Raw genomic sequence first — 18365 nt, forward strand, 5'->3', positions numbered from 1 at the left:
ATCCCCAGCGGATTGCGCGGCAGCCCGACGCTAGGGTATCAGCACGACCTTGCCGATCGAGCGGTGCTCTTCGAGCAGGCGATGCGCCTCGCCGGCTTGGCCGAGCGGAAAGCGCCCGCCAGTCGTGACGACAATGTCGCCGCTGGCAGCCAGATCGAAAAGCTCCGAAAGGCTCGCTCTCAGCACTCCAGGGGACAGCAGCGGGAGCAGCGCGAAGCCCTTCAACGACTGATTCCTGCCGATCATCGCCTCAAGCCGGGCAACGCCAAGCGCATAGCGGCCAAGTGCTGCAAACACGAGCTCGCCACCGGGCGCCAGGATATCGAGGAAGTCCCCGGTCATCGCTCCGCCGACGGTGTCATAGATCGTATCGAGACCACCCTGCGCGGCGTCTCTGGTTTCGGCCACCCAGTCTCCGGAATGACGATCGATGGCGATGTCGGCACCGTGCGACATGGCGACGTCGAGCTTGGCCTTGCCGCCGGCGAGCCCAATGACCCGGCGCGCGCCTTGGCGCTTCGCCAACTGGACGAGCAGCGAACCGACCCCGCCCGCGGCGGCGGGAACCAAAACCGTCCTGTTCGGCGGCGGACTTTGTCGCAACAGATGAAAGGCGGTCAGCCCCTGCACCATCAACGCCGTCGCCTCCTCGAACGAAAGCGGATCCGGCAGGGGCACTGCCAAGCCTGCGTCGATCGTCACATACTCGGCATAGCCGCCAAAGGGGCGTGTCGAGGCAAACAAAGGCGCCGCGATCCGGGTCCCGATCAGCGTATCGTCCGCCCCTTGCCCGACGGCCTCCACGACCCCCGCCGCCTCGACGCCGGGAACCATCGGCAATTGCGGCGTGACCGCATAACGATCCGCGCGCATCAGCACCTCGAAGAAGTTGATGCCGGCGGCATGAACGCGGATCAGCACCTCGCCGGCCTGCGGCTCCGGTGTCGGGAGGTCGACAATCTCCAGCACCTGGGGGCCGCCGAAACGGCTGAATTGTACGGCTTTCATGGCAAACTCCGATCGCTATGGCATCGGCCGCGGTTTGCCACTATCTGCGGGGCCTCGACTACATACTCATTTGTCCCCTGCTGACCAGGTGGTGACCATGGCCGGAATAACCAAGAGACTGCCGTTGCTGCCGGCGGAGCGTGCCCTGAAAGTGATCGCAGGGCGCTGGAAGGCGGTCATCCTCTACCATCTCTTCGACGGCCCAAGGCGGCTGACCGCACTCAAGGCGCTGATGCCGGGCATCACCCAGAAAGTGCTGATCCAGCAGCTCCGCGAAATGGAGGAGCACGGTCTCGTCAGCCGCGAAATCTTCGCCGAAGTGCCCGTGCGGGTAGAATATTCGGCCACCCCGCTCGGCCTCAGCCTCGAGCCCATCCTGCTGGCGCTGTGCCAATGGGGCCAGCACCACGCCGACGAACTGAACGAAAAGCATCGTCTTGCCGACTGCGTCATCCGGCCACGACCAGGGCGGGACGAGCAAGCAGCCTTTCGCAATTGAAAAGGGCGGCGCAAGCGCCGCCCCACATTCTTGGGAGGATGATTTCGAGGCGGTCAGGCCGCCTTGATTTCCTCGTCTATGGCGTCGGCCTGGCGCGCGGTCTTGAGCGCCTTGGCCCACCAGGCGACGTCGTTGACGAGCGCGGTCGCGGCCTGGTTCAGGTGCTCGATCTCCTCGAGCTTCTTCTCGCCCTGGCGCACCGCGAGGAAATCGCCCCAGGCGATATGGACGGCCGACTTGACCGGCGCCATCTGCAATTCGACCGCGTGGAGGCGCAGCTGCTCGACAGCGCGGGCACCGCCGACGCTGCCATAGCCGACGAAGCCGGCCGGCTTCTTGTTCCATTCATTGGCGGCGTAGTCGATGGCGTTCTTCAGCACGGCCGTCGGGCCGTGATTGTACTCGGCGGCGGTGAAGATGAAGCCGTCATATTCGGCGACCTTCTTCTGCCAGCGCTGCGCCACCTCGTTGGTCGATGGCACCCAGGCGGAGGATGCGACCTCGTCGAAGAAGGGCATCGGGAAATCGCGCAGGTCAACGACATCGACCTCGATATCGGCATGTGATTTGGCGATCTTGGCGATCCATTGGGTGGGCACGTCGGCGAAGCGCGCGGCGCGTGTCGAACCGACGATGATGGCGATCTTGGGTTTGGACATAGGGGCTCTCCTGGTAAGCAATTCCTGGGCAGGTAAGACTGGTATCGTTTGGATACCGGGGCTATATGAGTTCCTGTCAACTTCATGCGCAAGGAGGCACCTTTTTGTTACTGAGGAACCCGCACAACACCGAAGACTGCCGTGCCGTTTCGGAAATCCTGCAGCGCGTCGGCGACAAGTGGACCGTGCTCGTCGTCGGCAAGCTCGGCGACGGACCGCTGCGCTTCAATGAGCTGCGCGCGGCTGTCGGCGGCATCTCGCAGAAGATGCTGACCACCACCTTGCGAGGGCTGGAACGCGACGGTTTCGTCACCCGCACCGTGTTCCCGACCATTCCGCCGCGCGTCGACTACGAGCTGACCGAACTCGGCCATGAACTGCTGGTCCCCGTCAGCGCGCTCGGCGAATGGGCGCGCAGGAACACCACGCGCGTGCGGGCCGCGCGTGCGAAATTCGATGGCCTGCATGGCTGAAATTCTACAGTCGTTCAGCAATCATTGACTGATTGTCTTCGTGCCTGCACCGCCGCCGCAGGGCTGAAAGACAGTTTCACAGCGGTCCCAGGCTTTAGTTTTCGGCTGGAACGGCCTTCGGCTTGCCCTCGCCGTCCAGCGCCACCATGACGAAATCGGCGTGCGTGACCTTTTCCATCAGGTCGGAGAGATAGCGCTGCGCCCAGGCCTCGACCTTGAGCGTGATCGAGGTGCGTCCGACGCGCTCGACATGGGTGTAGATGCACAGCGTGTCGCCGATCTTCATCGGCTTGGCGAAGGACATCTCCTTGACCGCCGCCGTCACCACGCGGCCCTTGGCGCGCTCGGCGGCGCGGATGCCGCAGGCCAGGTCCATCTGCGCCATCACCCAGCCGCCGAAAATGTCGCCGGCGGCATTGGCGTCCGAAGGCATGGCCAGCGTGCGCAGCGTCAGATCGCCGATCGGCCGCCCGTCCGCGTAATGCACCATGCGAGTTATCCCCAGAGATTGACTGCCCTGATCCCGTATCGTCAAGGCGCCAACGCGTCAACGCGAGACGATCGCGATCCACGGCTCGGACCTTCATTTCGAGTCCCCCCGCAAGGGCTCGCGGCCTTCTATAAATAGCGCTCGAGGTTCGCTCGAATGCGATCGAGAACAGTATGCCCGGAAACGTCGGGGACGAACGTCTTGCCGGTGATGGCCTCGTAAGCCTGCGCATAGACTTTGGAGGCCTGTTCGACGATCTCATCCGGGATTTCCGGAATAGGCTCCCTGTAGGGATCGCAGCGCGCCGTCACCCACGACCGGATGAAATCCTTGTCGAAACTCTCCGGCCGAGTGCCGTTCGCCAGGGCCTGTTCGTAACTCCCGGCGATCCAGTACCGGCTGCTGTCGGGCGTGTGGATTTCGTCGGCCAGGATGATCGTCCTGTTTTGGTCGATGCCGAATTCGTATTTCGTGTCGGCGAGGATCAGGCCGCGTTCGGCGGCACGCGCCTGGCCGCGGGCGAACAGGTTCAAGGCGTAATCCGAGACGGTGTCCCACTGCGCCTGGGTGAGCAGGCCCTGTTCGATGATCTCGGTCCTGGACAGCGGCTCGTCATGGCCGCCATGCGCGGCCTTGCTGGTCGGCGTGATGATCGGTTCGGCCAGCTTCTCATTGTCGCGCAGGCCGTCCGGCAGCCGCATGCCATACATGTCCCGTTCGCCGCGACGATAGCGGGTCAGGATCGAGGTGCTGGTGGTGCCCGCCAGATAGCCGCGCACGACGATCTCGACCGGCAGGATGTCGAGCCTGGTGCCGACGACGACATTCGGGTCGGGATATTCGAGAACATGGTTCGGGCAGATATCGGCGGTTTCCTCGAACCAGTACCGCGCCGTCTGCGTCAGGACCTCGCCCTTGAACGGGATCGAGGTCAGGATGGTGTCGAAGGCGCTGAGGCGGTCTGTGGCGATGATGATGCGCCTCCCGTCCGGGAGGTCGTAATTCTCGCGGACCTTGCCCTTGTAGTGACCCGGCAGTTCGGGAATGAAAGCATCCGACAGGACGCGCATGGGATCTCCTGCCTTGCGCAGATTGGCCGATGTCCTCGCATAAGCTGTCGACCCCATGCGTATCAAGCGGGATTGTTAAGGGTTCCCCGCAACTGGATCCGGCATCGCGGTCGCTTTTTTCACAACGCATGCCGGAAGGCCCAGCGACGCGGCAAGCCCGCCCCGTCTAGGCTGCGGCCAGATTTCCGGAGCCGGCCATACCCATCATGCAGACCTACGACTTCATCATCGTCGGCTCCGGCTCGGCCGGTTCGGTGCTCGCCGATAAATTGTCGGCCTCGGGCCGCTTTTCGGTGCTTGTGCTCGAAGCCGGCGGCAGCGACCGCCGCTTCTACGTGCAGATGCCGCTCGGCTACGGCAAGACCTTCTTCGATCCCACGGTCAACTGGAACTACAAGACCGAGCCGGATACCGGTCTTGGCGGCGATGTCGACCACTGGCCGCGCGGCAAGTTGCTTGGCGGGTCCAGCTCGATCAACGCCATGGTGTGGATCCGCGGCGCGCGCGAGGATTTCGACGACTGGCGCGACGCGGGCAATCCCGGCTGGGGCTATGACGACCTGCTGCCGGCCTTCAAGGCGCTGGAGGACAATGAAGCCGGGGCCGACAGATGGCGTGGCAGAGGTGGCCCGCTGCACATCAGCGATACGTCTGATGCCGTCCACCCGCTGACGAGGCGCTACCTCGCCGCCGGCCAGCAGGCCGGCCTGCCGTTCAATCCCGATTTCAACGGCGCTGCACAGGAAGGCGTCGGCGTCTACCAGATCTCGACCCGCAACGGCCGCCGCATGTCGGCCGCGCGCGCCTTCCTGCGCCCGGCGATGAAGCGCGCAAACGTCCGTGTCGAGACCAACGCGCTGGCAAGCCGCATCCTTTTCGAAGGCAAGCGTGCGGTCGGCATCGAATATCTGCAGAAGGGCCAGACGAAGACGGCCCGCGCCGGCCGCGAAATCATCCTGTCCGCCGGCTCGATCAACTCGCCGCAGCTTCTGCAACTCTCCGGCGTCGGTCCGGCGGCGCTGCTCCACGGGCTGGGCATCCCGGTCATTCACGCCAACGAGAATGTCGGCGCCAATCTGCAGGACCATGTCGGCATCAACTACACCTTCAAGGGCAGGTTGCCGACGCTGAACCAGATCCTGCGTCCCTGGTGGGGCAAGCTCATGGTCGGCATGCAGTACATCCTGACGCGTTCCGGCCCGCTGTCGCTGTCGATGAACCACGGCGGTGGCTTCTTCCGCACCGACCCGGCCTTTTCGCGCCCCAACATGCAGCTCTATTTCCAGGCGTTTTCGACCGTCATCCCGAAGAGTGGCGAGCGCCCGATCCTGACGCCGGACCCTTGGCCTGGCTTCTCCATCGGCTTGTCCAACTGCCGCCCGTCGAGCCGCGGCGAGATCATGATCCGCTCCAGCAATCCGTTGGACCATCCCAAGATCGTCGCCAACGCCTATTCGACCAATGCCGATGTCGAGGAGATGCTGGCGGCGGTGAAATTCGTGCGCAAGATCGCCTCGATGCCGGCTATGGCCGAGATCATCGCGGAGGAGGTTTTGCCAGGCCCATCAATCACTTCGGACGCCGACCTGATCACGGATTTCAGGAAACGCTCCGGCACCGTCTATCATCCGGTTTCGACCTGCCGCATGGGACCCGATCCCGCGCGCGCCGTGGTCGATCCGCGGCTCAAGGTACATGGGCTAGAAGGCTTGCGCGTGATCGACGCCTCGATCTTTCCCGACAACATAACCGGCAACACCAACGCCGCCTCGATCCTGACCGGATGGAAAGGCGCCGAACTGGTTCTGGAGGACCAAGAATGAAGATCACCGACGTCAAGACCTGGGTTGTCGGCAATCCGCCGCCCGGCATCGGCGGCAAGTATTTCATCTTCGTCAAGCTTACCACCGATGGCGGTGTGGTGGGTTACGGCGAGGCCTACAACGCCACCTTCTCCGCCCATGTCACGGCCAGGATGGTCGAGGACATGGCCGAGCGCTATCTCGTCGGCCGCGATCCGCACGACATCGAGAATTTCTTTCGCCGCGCCTATTCCTCCGGCTTCACGCAGCGGCCAGACGTGTCCGGCATGGGCTGCTTCTCGGCGCTGGAAATGGCCTGCTGGGACATTATTGGCAAGGAAGCGGACAAACCCGTCTACAAGCTGCTCGGCGGCCAGGTGCACGAGACGCTGCGCTCCTACACTTACCTCTATCCGCATACCGGCAGCGTCCATTCCGAGGACGCCCCGGACGGCAGGAATGTCTACAACGACCCCGAAATGGCGGCGGCCTGCGCGCTCGAATATGTCGAGCAGGGTTTCAATGCCGTCAAGCTCGACCCGGCCGGTCCCTACACCGCCTTTGACGGCCACCAGCCGCGCCTGCTCGACATTGATGTCTCGACCCGCATGATCAAGGCGATCCGCGAGGCGGTCGGCACGCGTGCCGACATATTGTTCGGCACGCACGGCCAGTTCACCGCCTCCGGCGCCCTGCGCCTGGCGCGCGCCATCGAGCCCTATGACCCCTTGTGGTTCGAGGAGCCGGTGCCACCCGACATGCCCGAAGTGATGGCACAAGTTGCCCGCGCGACCTCGATCCCGATCGCCACCGGCGAGCGCCTGACGACCAAGTTCGAATTCGCCCGCGTCATCGAGAACCGTGCCGCGACCATATTGCAGCCGGATCTTGGCCGCTCCGGCGGGATTCTGGAAACCAAGAAGATTGCCGCCATGGCCGAGGCCTACCACATCCAGATCGCGCCGCATTGCTATTGCGGACCGATCGTCGGCGCCGCCAACATCCAGCTGGCGGTGACGCTGCCCAACTTCCTGATCCTGGAATCGCTGAAGCAGTGGGACGGTTTCCACGCCACGTTGCTCAAGAAGAAGATCGAGTGGCAGGACGGCAACGTCATCCCGTCGAAGGAACCTGGCCTCGGCGTCGAACTCAACGAAGACGTCTGCGACGCCCATCCGTACACCGGCAAGGACCTGCATTTGCAGATGATGCAAACGCCGTTGATGCCGTGAGCGAAGGCTACGCCTTCATCGGCCTTGGTCATCTCGGCGGCAAGCTAGCCGCCAGCCTGGTCCGAAATGGTTTTGCTGTCACCGTGTTCGACCGCGACCCGGCCGCTATCGAGCGCCTCGTGGCGCTCGGCGCTATCGCTGCCGGCAGCCCCGCCGAGGCGGCTGAGCGGGCGGGCAATGCCATCACCTGCCTGCCATCGCCGAGGGTCAGTGAGGCGGTACTCGCCGGTCCTGATGGACTGCTCAACGGCCTCCCCGCCGGCGGCACCTGGATTGAGATGTCGACCAATGGCCGCGACGAGATCGTGCGCCTCGCGGGCCTTGCCTCGGCCAGGGGAATCGAGACCTTGGAATGCCCGGTCACCGGTGGCGTGCATCTGGCGGCGGCCGGGAAAATCACCGCGCTGGTCGGTGGCGATGCCGATCTTTACGGGCGTCATCGCCCTGCCATCGATGCGATGTGCGCGAAGTCGTTCCTGATGGGCCCGATCGGCTCGGCGGCGGTGATCAAGGTCATCACCAACATGCTGGCCTTCATCCATCTCGTCGCCGCCGGTGAGGCGCTGATGCTGGCCAGGCAAGGCGGGCTCGACCTCGCCCAAGCCTATCACGCCATCGTTGCCTCCTCCGGCAACAGCTTCGTCCACGAAACCGAAAGCCAACTCATCCTGAACGGCTCCTACGACATCGGCTTCACCATGGACCTGGCGCTGAAGGACCTCGGCTTCGCGCTGGGCATGGGTCGGGATTTCGGTGTGCCGGTGGAACTGGCATCGCGCGTCAATGCGATTTTCGAGCAGGGCAAGGCGGCTTACGGCGGCGGCGCCTGGTCGACCCAGATCGTCAAATTGCTCGAGGACGCTGTCGGCGCCGACCTGCGCGCGCCCGGTTTTCCGTCCAAACTGGAAATCTGAATCCGGGAAACTTGAAGCGGTTTCAAAAGGTTGAGCGCTCATCCGGAATCAGGACCGGAGCGACCTGAATCAAAGCCGCAACGTCTTGATTCAATATCTGAGCGTCAGAGCGCCGGGCAGGATCTCGAAAGTCGCTGGTATGCGCCCGGGCGACTCGCCGTCGATGTCGACCAGCGCGCCGTTCTTTTCCACGTCGCCGAGCGGTTCGACAACCACTTTCTTGCCGCGCAGGATGGTGATGGCCGGATGGTTGCGATGCCTGCCGCCATAGAGCAGGCGGATATCCCAGATCAGCTTCAGCTTGCTGGCCGCGCGCAGGATGACGATGTCGAATTGGCCGTCGGTCAGTTCGGCGTCCGGCGCGATCATCATGCCGCCGCCGAAGAATTTGCCATTGGCCACCGCGACCAGCGCCATGCGCGCCTCGACCGGCGCGCCGTCATCGACTGAAATCGTTACATCCTGGAACCGGTAGCGGGCGAATTCGACCACCGTGCGACACAGGAACAACGTCTTGGCCGCAACCTTGCCCTTGCGCTTGTCGGCGTTGACGGCGCGATCGGTAGCGCCCGAGAGCCCCAGGCTCGCAATGTTGACGAAGTGCCGGCTGGCCAGCGCGCCATGATCGTCGATATAGCAGATGCGCCCTGCATCGACCGCCCTGCCCTTGGCCCCGGCGATCCGCTTCAGCGTCGCGTCCACCTCCTTCGGCAGGCCGAGCCCGCGCGCGAAATCGATACCCGTGCCGCACGGCAGCAGGCCGAGTTCGGGCGCGCGGACGTTTTCCTTGCATGCCTGCAACAGGCCGTCGGCCACTTCGCTGGCAGTGCCGTCGCCACCGGCCGCGATCACCAGGTCGAATCCGTTTGCCGCGAGGTCGAGCGCCAGCCTTTCGGCATCGCCTTCGGCTTGCGTTTCGCGCAGCTCGAAATCGCCGAAGTGATTTTTCAGCGAAGCGGCGACCTCGGACCAGTGCCGTTTCAGCCAGCCGCCGCCGGCAATCGGATTGAGCACCACCCCGACCTTCAATGCGCATCCCTCCCCGCAAGGCGCCAGGCACGCACTGCCCGATCCTTTGCCGGCATTGAAGCCCGCGCCCGTCGGCTGAGCAATAGGCGCTCTCGGTTCGCGTCCCGAAAAAGCAGGGCAGGCTGTCTAAGGCCTTGGAGGGCGAAATTCCGAGACTTCTGGCAATGGTCCCCGATAATCCCGCTATCCACAGGCCCGCGGGCATTCCCCAACATCCTTGGCCGGCGTAAGTTTAACCCATCTCAGGCGGCTACCGATCGCCCAGCCGAAAGGCGAAGGTGAAAGGCGGATTTCCTGAGGCCCGTACGGCCCGAAGCGAGAGCAGGCTCGCCTGCTTCGAGGGACGGAAGCCGAGACCTACGGGGCCGCGGAAAGCGTGCCAACGCCGACGGCGGACCGATGCTGCCATGAAGGACGGCAAAAACCTTCGATGGCCGCAGGGCAAAGCCCGCAAGGGTGGAGACCGGCGTGGTCTGGAACGGGCGCGGCCTTCGGGCGGCGACTGGCAGGACCGTCAAAATCAAGGCCGGCTTGGTGCGACGACTTTAGGGGAGTTGCTGCCGTGACCGTGTCCTGGTCTGACAGGGAGGCGCTGGGAGAAATCCCGGCGCCGACTGTCTTTTTGCTTCCCGCTCAAGCGCCTTCCCGGCGAAGTTGCGGGCGCCGCTTCACCGCGCGCCAAAATCGGTTAGTATCGCCCTGTCAGAGTCCGTTTGCGTTTGCTGGCGGGTTCGCTGAAGGGGGATACTTCATGACATTGATCCAGAAGCTTGCCGCCGCCATGGCCTGACCGGCCATGGTCCTGTTTCGCTTCATGAAGCGTATCATCAGGACGATCCTCTGGCTGATCGTCATCATTGTCTTGATCCCGATCGCCGGGCTGGCCTACGGTTTCCTGACGACGCCGTCGCTGGACAAGACACCGTTGCCGGGCATCGCCGAAGGTGCACCGCAGCCGGCGCTCGCCGCCAGGGTGCGCGCCGAAATCCCCGGCTACCAGCGACCTGAGGAATCGACCTTCCTCACCTACCCGGAATGGGCCATCGTCTATGCCGCGCGCGAATATGCCGGCTTCGTCGCCAAGGACCAGCCGAGCGGCTTTCCCTATTTCGCCTATGTCGGCCGCTTCTGGCAGGACTACGCCATGGTGATCCGCGCCAGCTCCGCCTACAAGTTCAACTACGCCAACCACCAGATGCCGGTCGTCATCGGCACCAGCCACACGATCGAGCATGCCGTGCAATGGGCTTATGAAAACACGGTCGGCCGCATCACCGAGGCGATTGCGGGCAGGCGCACGGCGACTGACATCTACCAGGGCAAGGTGGCGGCCGAATACGCCGCCTTCCTCGACCAGGGGCCGTGGTACCAGTTTCCCTATGCCGAGAAGCGCGCCGGGCTTTTCGCGGTCCAGCCGGCGCCGGGCGACAGCGCCGTGCGCTCCAGCGAACGAAAGCTTGCCTTCGGCCTCGCCGACACGATCAAGCAGTTCTATGCCAGCCTGATCAGGCAGGCACTCGCGGCAACGTCCGATCCGGCCTTGCTCGACATCCACGTCTGGGCCAAGGGACCGGTCGGCGAAGCGACGCGCAACGAAGCCGACACCTTGCTCGAACGCGACTACGGCCCCGACGGCACCGTTTTCGTCACCAAGCGCTACCAGATGTTCACCGACATGATTCCGCGCCTGATCGACAAGGGCGTCTCATTCGTCGAGATCGGCGGCAACGACGAGATCATGATCACCGTGCTCTCCACGGATTCGATCGCCGTCCCCGAAGGCATGCGCATCCTGTTCAGCTATCCGCTGCCGGCCGATCCATCGACACGCCGCACCGGCATGGTCGTAGCCGTACCCAGGCTGCATCTGGTATTGCCGGCGCTGATCAAGTCAGGCGCCAGGCTGGAGCACGTCTACGACTACTGAGGCCTTTCGGCCACGCTGCGCGGAGAACGGCCGTGTCGAGCGCCACGCCACGCTCATTTCACAATCGCGGCCAAATCCCGCCTTGTTCGCGCGCGATGGACTGTCGCATGTCGCCCAAAGCGTGCCCGCGGGCTCCGCTCAGGGACCGGTTTGGACAGCGACATGCACCTGAATGGGCTGCCGAGGGGCACATCGAGGGGACGAGACCGTGATCAAGACCGCCCTTGTCGCCATGACCATCGTCGGCTGCGACTGCGACGCCAAGCTTTGCGAATATATCGGCGAGACACCGGCCAAGTGGTCGACCATCGCCGAGTGCGAAGCGGCGATGAAGAGCCAGATGCTGCACGAGCGCAATTTCAACTATCCGCTCGTCTCTGGCATCTGCCGCGCGAAAGGTTCCGCGTCCTCCTCGCAACTGGCCGCGACCGCTTCGCGCCCGGAGCTGAGGCCCGCCAGCCGCGCCGTTGAACCGACGCTGCCGCCCGAGCTGAGCCACAGGCCGACGGTCCCGGTCGGCTCGCCGACGACGGCGATGGAAGCGGCCGCCGCGCGGCCGGTCGCCTATGAACAGGTGGTCGATGGCGGCACCGGCGTGCTCTATCGTACGAAAAACGGCTATGCCGTCGTCAAGACCGATCTTGGCCGCGCTGTATCGGCGACCGCCGACATGGCCAAGCGGTCAGCCAACTGGCTGGCTGGCCTGGTGCCGAGCAAGCTGTAGGGACGAAACTTTCTTCACCGGCGTCACCATCCCGGTCTGTCATCAACGGTCGCCGCCACCTTGGACCTGAAGAGACAAGACTCGCGCAAAGGTTGCAAACCGGATGGGGATGCAGCATTGTGTCGACCGCAACGATGAAGGGGGGCCTTCCATGAAACCAGCGGTTCGAACTGCGGCAGCCTTGATGCTGGCGCTTGCTCCGGGATCGGTCGGCGCGCAAGGCGTGGATCCGGGTGACGACAAGGGGATCATCTTCGCTCCGGGCGATCCCGACATGGCGGCGGCGACCGCGCAGGCGCTCGCCGGCCTCGATGAATTCCTGGCACTGTCCGAAATGCCTCCCTCCGGCACAGGTAGGTTCAAGTTGAAGGTCAAGGTGCGGGATGGGCATGTCACCGAGCACTTCTGGGTCATACCGTTCCGCCGTGCCGGGACAGGGTTTGTCGGCATATTGGCCAATGAGCCGGAGGCGGTGCACAACGTCGTGCTCGGCCAGAACATAGAATTCACCAGGGACGACATTTCCGACTGGGGATATACGCGGGACGGCCATCAGGTCGGCAGCTTCACGATCTGCGTGATGTTCAAGCGAATGTCGAAAGAAGAGGCGGACAATATGCGCGAAAAGTACGGCTTCGACTGCTGACGGGAACGCCGGCTGGTCAAGCCGCTTCGTCCCTCACCCCGATCTTGCGCACCAGCGCTGCCGTCGCCAGCATCGCGCCCATATCCGATATCATCGGCGCGACATGGGCTTGGTGGTCCAGTGGCACCGAAATGGCGGGCAGCTCGAAGAAATTCTTCGCCTGCGGCAGGAGCAGAAAACCGTCGCTGCCGTTGAGGGCCACGCGCGCCGGTTCCTCCGGCCAGGTTTCGCCCAGCCATTTCAGCGCCTGCGCGAGCCGGCCGCTCACCAATGGCTGAGCCGCCTCGGCATTGTCGGTGCGGAACTCATAGGCGGCATCCAGTTCCGGCACGCCGGACGACAGTTCCTGCATCTTGCTGGCGAACATGCCACGGAAGAAGCCGACGACGGCATTGGTCCGCCGCGTCGCCACCAGGATTCCCGGAAACGGTTCGATGGCTTCGAAGGCGACGATCACGCCTTTGAAGGCCGTCGATGAGCCCTTGCCTGTCCCTTCCCGCAGTTCCGCTTCGTAGAACTCGAACGGAAACTCTTCGTAGCGGCCGGAAACGACATCGTCGAACGACTGCCGGTTGAACGGCCCGACCGCCTCGCGCGGCAGCCGGTCGAAGGAATTTGGCCGCCCGCCATGCGCGTAGCGCACGTCGCGGATGAAGCCGAAGATGATGGGCAGCAGTGTTTGGCGAAATGATTGCTGCAGCCGCGTCGCCGGCTTCATCGCCTGGAAATAAAGCAGGATCGAAGCTGCGAAACCGACGACATAGAGGAACACATGCGGCGTCGAGAACCATTGCTCGTTGGGATCGGCGACCTTGTTGAACAGCCAGGCGATCAGCACCACCGTCGCCAGCACCAAACCGACGAACAGCGGCACCCGCCAGCGTACCTGCCGCACCACGGAGGCCCGCGCCGCTTCATAAGCCTCGATGTTTTTCCGGATGCCGGCAACCACGGCGTCGCCAGGCATGAAATCCGCTGTTTCCACCGCCACCCCCGCTTGCCTGGACCGGTTCATGATAGCCGGTTTTGTCTGAAGTATCGACTGTAGCGCCTCTTCAACAGATGCTTGCGCCGCCTCTCCATTCGCCAATCATCAGCGCTTGGAAAAGCGCCGACATGGCGATCTTGGCCAATGTCCACCACCTGTAGTTACGGAAAGACCGCGCTCAACCGCCTCTCCACCTTGTCACGCATGCGGCCCTCCAATCCTTCCACCGGCGCCAGCCGCTCATGATCCCCGGCGCGCAGCCGCACAAAGGGATGCATCCGGTAGGAAATGACTGACCCCCGCGTTCCCGCATCGGCGCTGACGTCGGCGACAAGAATCCCGCCAATGCGTCCCGGCCAAGGCTGGCGGATAAGGGCGGTTCCGAGGAAATCGCCAAGTCCATAGGCGACAATCGTATCGCCGATCCACTCCACCGGCTGCACGACATGGGCGTGGTGGCCGGCGATCAGCCCGACGCCCTGCCCTGCCAGGCGCCTCGCCAGTCTCCGCGTTTCGGCGCGCGGAAAGTGGCGGAACTCCCAATCCCAATGCGGCACGGCGCAGAGGAGATCGAACCCGTCACCTCGCAGGTGGGCAATATCGCCGGCCATCGAAACGCGGCCGGCGAACAGGTCCTCGCCCGCATTGCGCCACAGCGTGAAGGCGGCGAACCCGACAGTCAGCGGCCCGACTTCGACAGGCTGCACCGGGCTGTTGCCGGCGAGGCCAATAGTGCCGATACCGAGCCGCTTCAGCGCCGCCACGGTCTCATCGAAACCGGCGACGCCCTGGTCGAGCACATGGTTGTTGGCCAGCGACAGCACCAGTCTTTCACGCGAGATGCCGACTGCCGCCAACGCGTCGCCGAGAAAGCGCTCGCTCATCGCGTGATGGGTGCCGAGCCTGGTGCCGAGCACGGCGCTTGGCTTGTCCACGATCGGGCTTTCGCAATTGCCGATCACCAGGTCGGCCGCGCCAAGCAGCGTTTTGATCACCGGATCACAGTCGGGCGCGCTGCGGTTGGCCACCGCCGAAATGTCGCCGACGAAGGCGAGCCGCACCGTCCGTTTCGGCGCCCGATCCACCATCGTTCCGGCCACGGGCGCGAAGCCTTGCACACCACCGGACAGCGACGGTTTCAGGAATCGCGGCAGCCACGACAGTTTGTAGGAGAGCGGATAGTTCGACACGCGATGTCCAATCGTTTGCCCTGTGTAGACCGTCTGCCGGGCGCGTTGAAGCCAGCCAATGGCAATCATGCATCAGCGCCCGGCAGACGCGGCATTGCAAATGCGTGTATGATTGCCGGCACGACGCGCATGGGAGGGGGAAAATGACACCACTGGCAAGTCTGCTGGCATTGGCACTTGCTCTGGTTCTGCCGATGTCTTCGGCGCAGGCCGCCATGCCCGAAACCGCGGCCGCTCTGTTCGAGGCCAAAACCGTGGTCGCGCGCGACACGGCGCTCTCGACGCTGGAGGCAGCCGCATCCACCGACCCGGCATCCGCCTATGCCGCCGGCGCCGGCGAATTCTTCACCGCGCTGGAATTGCTGGCCAGCGGCCTGCACCGCCACGGCTTCGAGAGCCCGCGATCCTTCATGCTGCCGCTGATGCGGCTGCCTGTGCCGGAAAACCCGAACCCCGAACCGCTGACCTACGAACAGTTCCGCGCCATATTGGTCGCCTTCCGCAACCGGCTCGAGAAATCCGCAGCCACGCTGGGCTCGGTGCCTGCCGATGCCGATATCGGCATTGTCATCGACCTCACCCAGGTCGGTATCGACCTCGACGAGGACGGCACGATCGCGCCGGACGAAAGCATGGCCGCCATAATGGCCTCGCTGTCGCGCGGCGGCGTGGCTCCCGACGATGCCGCGCCTGCGCTCACCTTCCGCTTCGACCGCGCCGACGGTTATTGGCTGCAGGGCTATGCCGAGTTCCTGATGGCGCAGGCCGATTTCTGGCTGGCGCATGATTTCAGGAGCACGTTCGACGGTTCCTTCCACATGCTCTTCCCGCGCGCAAAACTGCCGTTGCAGGACATCCTCGTTCCGCCGGCTGGCGACATGGGCAGCAGCATCTTCTCCTCGGAATGGCGCATCGCCGATTTTATCTCGCTGGTGCATCTCGTCAACTGGCCGGTGGTCGAGCCCGAGCGGCGGCAGGCGGCGCGCCGTCACCTGCTGGAGATGATCCGGCTGTCGCGCGAGGACTGGAAGGCGATCCGCGCCGAGACCGACAATGACCGCGAATGGCTGCCGGGACCGCAACAGAAGGGCGAAAACCCGCTCACCGGCCTCGAAGTCGGAGAGCAGCAGGTCGCGGCCTGGCTCGCCACCTTGACCATGGCCGAGGACCTGCTCCAAGGCCGCGTGCTGCTGCCGCATTTCCGCATCACCGGCAAGGGCATTAATATGAAGCGCTTCTTCGACGAGCCGAAACCGTTCGACCTGGTGCTGTCGATCACCGGCCCGGCCATCGCGCCGTATCTCGAAAGCGGCACAATCCTGACCAGCGACGATTTCGACCAGATCCAGAGCGAATTCGGCGGCGGTGGTTTCCTGACGTTTGCGCTGTGGTTCAATTAACGGCCTAACAGGGCTGCGTTCCTGGGCGGTCGGCGCCAGCCCCCCACCCGGACCTGCGCTCCGACCTCCCCACAAGGGGGAGGTAGAAGCTCCATTGCAAACCCTAGAAAATCGCGCCCTGGTACAGCACCGCTTCCGCCTCCTCCGGCGCGAACCGCCGCGCCAACACGGTGGCCGATCAATGGTCGCCGCGAAACCGCGGTACGGGCCGGTTATCTGCTGCGGGCGGATAGCAGTTTTGGGGCGACGCGCTGGGCCTTCTCGGGAGTACGGAATGACACGCGCCACCGTCGCGGCCCCGCTGAAGCGGCCATTCGCTTCAATTAGCAAGAGCTGTTTTGCTTGACTCGGCCGTTAAAAGCAGGCAGCAAAATACTCTTGGAAGGGCTGCAATACCGCGTTCATGGTCGTGGACGAGCCTTTTTTGGCACAAAGTCCACGTCTCTCGGTTGGTTTTGAGAGGGATTGGTTAACCAACTTTGTCCATATTTTGAAGCAATCGGCAACCAAAGACAGGCGCGGCAAACGCGTCGGGGACCACCTGGGATCACTCACAGAATGGTCGTCGCGGCTATCACAGCCGCGGACGTGGGAGCCGATTGGAGCAAGATTGGTTGAATGGCGTTCTTGAGTAAGAAAATTGTCGGGGACAGGCGTTGGGACGGCGAAGCTGCCGACAACGCGTCACGTGCCTCATCCTTCAACTCTAAGCGGATCGTCCGCTGGGTCGCCGTGCCCGGCGTCAGCGCTGCCGTTGGCCTGTGGCTGGTCGGGACAATGGCTGGTCTGAGCTCAGTCGGCGCTTCGCTGTCGTCGACGTCGAGTGTCCTGCCGCAGAGGCTGGCCATGCCGGGCTCGCTCGCTCTTGCCGATCCGCTGAAACAGCATTTCCTGATGCCCGCTGCGCCATTCGCACTGGCCAACGCCGATGGCGGCACGCAGGCGCTGCAGAACCACGCCGTGCAATGCGGCTCCGGATGCTTCAGGCTGGCCGCGCTCGCTCCTCGGGCGGAAAAGTCGGCGCGCCTCGTGGCCGCGTCCACGGCACACCCTGTCCCGGTCGCCAAGACGACCTCGCAGGAGCGCTTCGAGCGCATGGAAGCATCTCTCTCGCCAAGCAAGCTCGCCGCCGCCTTCGCCAACGCGGCCAAGCCCGTGGCCACGGCCGGCGCACCCGCCCGTCCTATCATCTCGACCTCCGCTCCACAGGTCGCCAAAGCATCGCTGGTGCCGGGCGCCAAGCTCATCGCCAGCCTGTCTGAAGACTTGCCGGCACCCGCGGCGGAGCGCTTCGCCCGGATCGACACCGGCTCGGTGGTTGTTCAGACAGCGCCGCAGCCGATGCATTTTGCCCAGCCGGATACCGGCACGCCGGACAATTCGCAACTGGCCCTCGCGCTCGCCCGCTCGCTGCCGGTCGAGGACGAGGCATTCGCCTCGCCATTGCCGATGACGGAGTCTTCGGCCGATGTCGCGGTTTCGCCTGTTGAAACCCAGCAGGAACAGCCGGGCGACGCCGCGGCCTTGCCCGACGCGCTCACCGATGACGTGCCGCTGCCGACCCGTCGGCCGCAATTCGACGCGCCGGAGCCGTTGAAGTCCGTGGAGCAGGAAAAGCCGACTCAACAGCCCAAGGTCGTGCAGCAGAAGCCGGCACCTCAGACAAAGCCGGTCCAGCAAGCCCAGCCGGCAAAGCCGATCCAGCAAGCCCAGCCGGCAAAGCCGGCCCGGCAGGGCCGGCCGGCGGATGGCGGCGACGCGTTGGCCTATGCAAAGCCAGACACGCCTTCGGGCGGCCTCGGTCAGGCGTTCAGGAACCTGTTCAACGCGCCGGGCGGCTCCAGGAGCGGAGCCGGCAGCGGTGTCGCCATCTATGACATCAGCGCCAAGACCGTCTACATGCCCGACGGTTCGAGGCTCGAAGCGCATTCGGGCATCGGCGCCATGGCGGACCAGCCGCGCTATGCCGATCAGAAGAACCGCGGACCGACACCGCCCAACACCTACAATCTGTCCTTGCGCGAGTCGCGCTTTCATGGTGTCGAGGCTTTGCGTCTGACACCCGTCGATGGCCGCAATAAATACAACCGCGACGGGCTGCTGGCCCACACCTACCTGCTTCGGGGCCGCTACGCACAGTCCAGTGGATGCGTCGCCTTCAAGGACTATGCGCGCTTCCTCGCCGCCTTCAAGAAGGGCAAAATCAAGCGCCTCGTCGTGGTGCCGCGCCTGAACGGATCGCCGACACGCGTGGCGGACAACGCACGCGGCGCCTGACCGCAATAGGCAGGCATCACCGGCACTTGCCTCCTCC

Annotated in this window: 17 protein-coding genes; 10 read left to right on the plus strand and 7 right to left on the minus strand. The window is 64.2% G+C overall.

The features are described 5' to 3' along the window. Nucleotides 1–30: 30 nt before the first annotated feature. The gene (locus FJ979_RS15885) at nucleotides 31–1008 is read right to left on the minus strand and encodes a zinc-binding dehydrogenase (protein WP_140582104.1); all 978 of its coding nucleotides are present in this window, start codon (nucleotides 1006–1008) and stop codon (nucleotides 31–33) included. Between the two features lie 97 nt (nucleotides 1009–1105). Here FJ979_RS15885 and FJ979_RS15890 point away from each other — a divergent pair, with 97 nt between their 5' ends. After that, nucleotides 1106–1507 carry a helix-turn-helix domain-containing protein gene (locus tag FJ979_RS15890; RefSeq protein WP_140516836.1) on the plus strand — a complete coding sequence of 134 codons (402 nt, stop codon included), beginning with the start codon at nucleotides 1106–1108 and terminating at the stop codon, nucleotides 1505–1507. A gap of 53 nt (nucleotides 1508–1560) precedes the next feature. Here the strand turns inward: FJ979_RS15890 and FJ979_RS15895 are convergent, their stop codons facing one another. Continuing rightward, nucleotides 1561–2166, minus strand: a complete 606-nt coding sequence (locus tag FJ979_RS15895) for an NADPH-dependent FMN reductase (RefSeq protein WP_140495977.1) — start codon at nucleotides 2164–2166, stop codon at nucleotides 1561–1563. 104 nt (nucleotides 2167–2270) lie between these two features. Here FJ979_RS15895 and FJ979_RS15900 point away from each other — a divergent pair, with 104 nt between their 5' ends. Then, entirely contained in the window at nucleotides 2271–2639 is a 369-nt protein-coding gene (locus FJ979_RS15900; protein WP_181165214.1) for a helix-turn-helix domain-containing protein, read from the plus strand. 94 nt (nucleotides 2640–2733) lie between these two features. Here FJ979_RS15900 and FJ979_RS15905 read toward each other — a convergent pair whose 3' ends face one another. Next, nucleotides 2734–3129, minus strand: coding sequence for an acyl-CoA thioesterase (locus FJ979_RS15905; protein ID WP_140560632.1), 396 nt, complete (start codon nucleotides 3127–3129; stop codon nucleotides 2734–2736). Nucleotides 3130–3257: 128 nt separating this feature from the next. Continuing rightward, complete coding sequence (locus FJ979_RS15910; RefSeq protein WP_140560631.1) at nucleotides 3258–4199, minus strand: phosphoribosylaminoimidazolesuccinocarboxamide synthase; 942 nt, start codon at nucleotides 4197–4199, stop codon at nucleotides 3258–3260. A 206-nt stretch (nucleotides 4200–4405) separates the two neighbouring features. On the opposite strand from FJ979_RS15910, the gene FJ979_RS15915 reads away from it, so the two are divergent. The 3 genes from FJ979_RS15915 to FJ979_RS15925 are packed head-to-tail and all read left to right on the plus strand — an operon-like array spanning nucleotide 4406 to nucleotide 8147. Then, a complete protein-coding gene (locus tag FJ979_RS15915) occupies nucleotides 4406–6022 on the plus strand; it encodes a GMC family oxidoreductase N-terminal domain-containing protein (RefSeq protein WP_140582106.1) in 1617 nt (538 codons plus the stop codon). Next, nucleotides 6019–7233 carry a mandelate racemase/muconate lactonizing enzyme family protein gene (locus FJ979_RS15920; protein ID WP_140495981.1) on the plus strand — a complete coding sequence of 405 codons (1215 nt, stop codon included), beginning with the start codon at nucleotides 6019–6021 and terminating at the stop codon, nucleotides 7231–7233. The genes FJ979_RS15915 and FJ979_RS15920 overlap by 4 nt, the downstream gene beginning before the upstream one ends. Next, complete coding sequence (locus FJ979_RS15925; RefSeq protein WP_140582108.1) at nucleotides 7230–8147, plus strand: NAD(P)-dependent oxidoreductase; 918 nt, start codon at nucleotides 7230–7232, stop codon at nucleotides 8145–8147. The genes FJ979_RS15920 and FJ979_RS15925 overlap by 4 nt, the downstream gene beginning before the upstream one ends. Before the next feature lie 90 nt (nucleotides 8148–8237). Here FJ979_RS15925 and FJ979_RS15930 read toward each other — a convergent pair whose 3' ends face one another. After that, nucleotides 8238–9176: a diacylglycerol kinase family protein gene (locus FJ979_RS15930; RefSeq protein ID WP_140582111.1), complete on the minus strand. Its 939-nt coding sequence runs from the start codon at nucleotides 9174–9176 to the stop codon at nucleotides 8238–8240. A 796-nt stretch (nucleotides 9177–9972) separates the two neighbouring features. Between FJ979_RS15930 and FJ979_RS15935 the strand changes: the two genes are divergently transcribed. The 3 genes from FJ979_RS15935 to FJ979_RS15945 all read left to right on the plus strand — a co-directional run bounded on the left by FJ979_RS15935 (nucleotide 9973) and on the right by FJ979_RS15945 (nucleotide 12473). Further along, a complete protein-coding gene (locus FJ979_RS15935; RefSeq protein ID WP_140582113.1) occupies nucleotides 9973–11103 on the plus strand; it encodes a hypothetical protein in 1131 nt (376 codons plus the stop codon). A gap of 208 nt (nucleotides 11104–11311) precedes the next feature. Continuing rightward, the gene (locus FJ979_RS15940) at nucleotides 11312–11827 is read left to right on the plus strand and encodes a hypothetical protein (protein WP_140495985.1); all 516 of its coding nucleotides are present in this window, start codon (nucleotides 11312–11314) and stop codon (nucleotides 11825–11827) included. A gap of 151 nt (nucleotides 11828–11978) precedes the next feature. After that, nucleotides 11979–12473: a DUF2314 domain-containing protein gene (locus FJ979_RS15945; RefSeq protein WP_140495986.1), complete on the plus strand. Its 495-nt coding sequence runs from the start codon at nucleotides 11979–11981 to the stop codon at nucleotides 12471–12473. Nucleotides 12474–12489: 16 nt separating this feature from the next. Here the strand turns inward: FJ979_RS15945 and FJ979_RS15950 are convergent, their stop codons facing one another. Together FJ979_RS15950 and FJ979_RS15955 are read right to left on the minus strand one after the other, a co-directional pair. Further along, nucleotides 12490–13440: a DUF3137 domain-containing protein gene (locus FJ979_RS15950; RefSeq protein ID WP_181168553.1), complete on the minus strand. Its 951-nt coding sequence runs from the start codon at nucleotides 13438–13440 to the stop codon at nucleotides 12490–12492. Between the two features lie 182 nt (nucleotides 13441–13622). Next, on the minus strand, nucleotides 13623–14651 hold the full coding sequence (locus tag FJ979_RS15955) for a CapA family protein (RefSeq protein WP_140495987.1): 1029 nt from the start codon (nucleotides 14649–14651) through the stop codon (nucleotides 13623–13625). A 143-nt stretch (nucleotides 14652–14794) separates the two neighbouring features. On the opposite strand from FJ979_RS15955, the gene FJ979_RS15960 reads away from it, so the two are divergent. Further along, nucleotides 14795–16051 (plus strand): hypothetical protein, encoded by a 1257-nt coding sequence (locus FJ979_RS15960; protein WP_140582116.1) that lies wholly within the window; start codon nucleotides 14795–14797, stop codon nucleotides 16049–16051. A gap of 618 nt (nucleotides 16052–16669) precedes the next feature. Beyond that, nucleotides 16670–18328 carry a DUF2778 domain-containing protein gene (locus tag FJ979_RS15965; RefSeq protein ID WP_140582118.1) on the plus strand — a complete coding sequence of 553 codons (1659 nt, stop codon included), beginning with the start codon at nucleotides 16670–16672 and terminating at the stop codon, nucleotides 18326–18328. Nucleotides 18329–18365 lie beyond the last annotated feature (37 nt).

Source organism: Mesorhizobium sp. B1-1-6 (assembly GCF_006443035.1).
Lineage (GTDB): Bacteria > Pseudomonadota > Alphaproteobacteria > Rhizobiales > Rhizobiaceae > Mesorhizobium.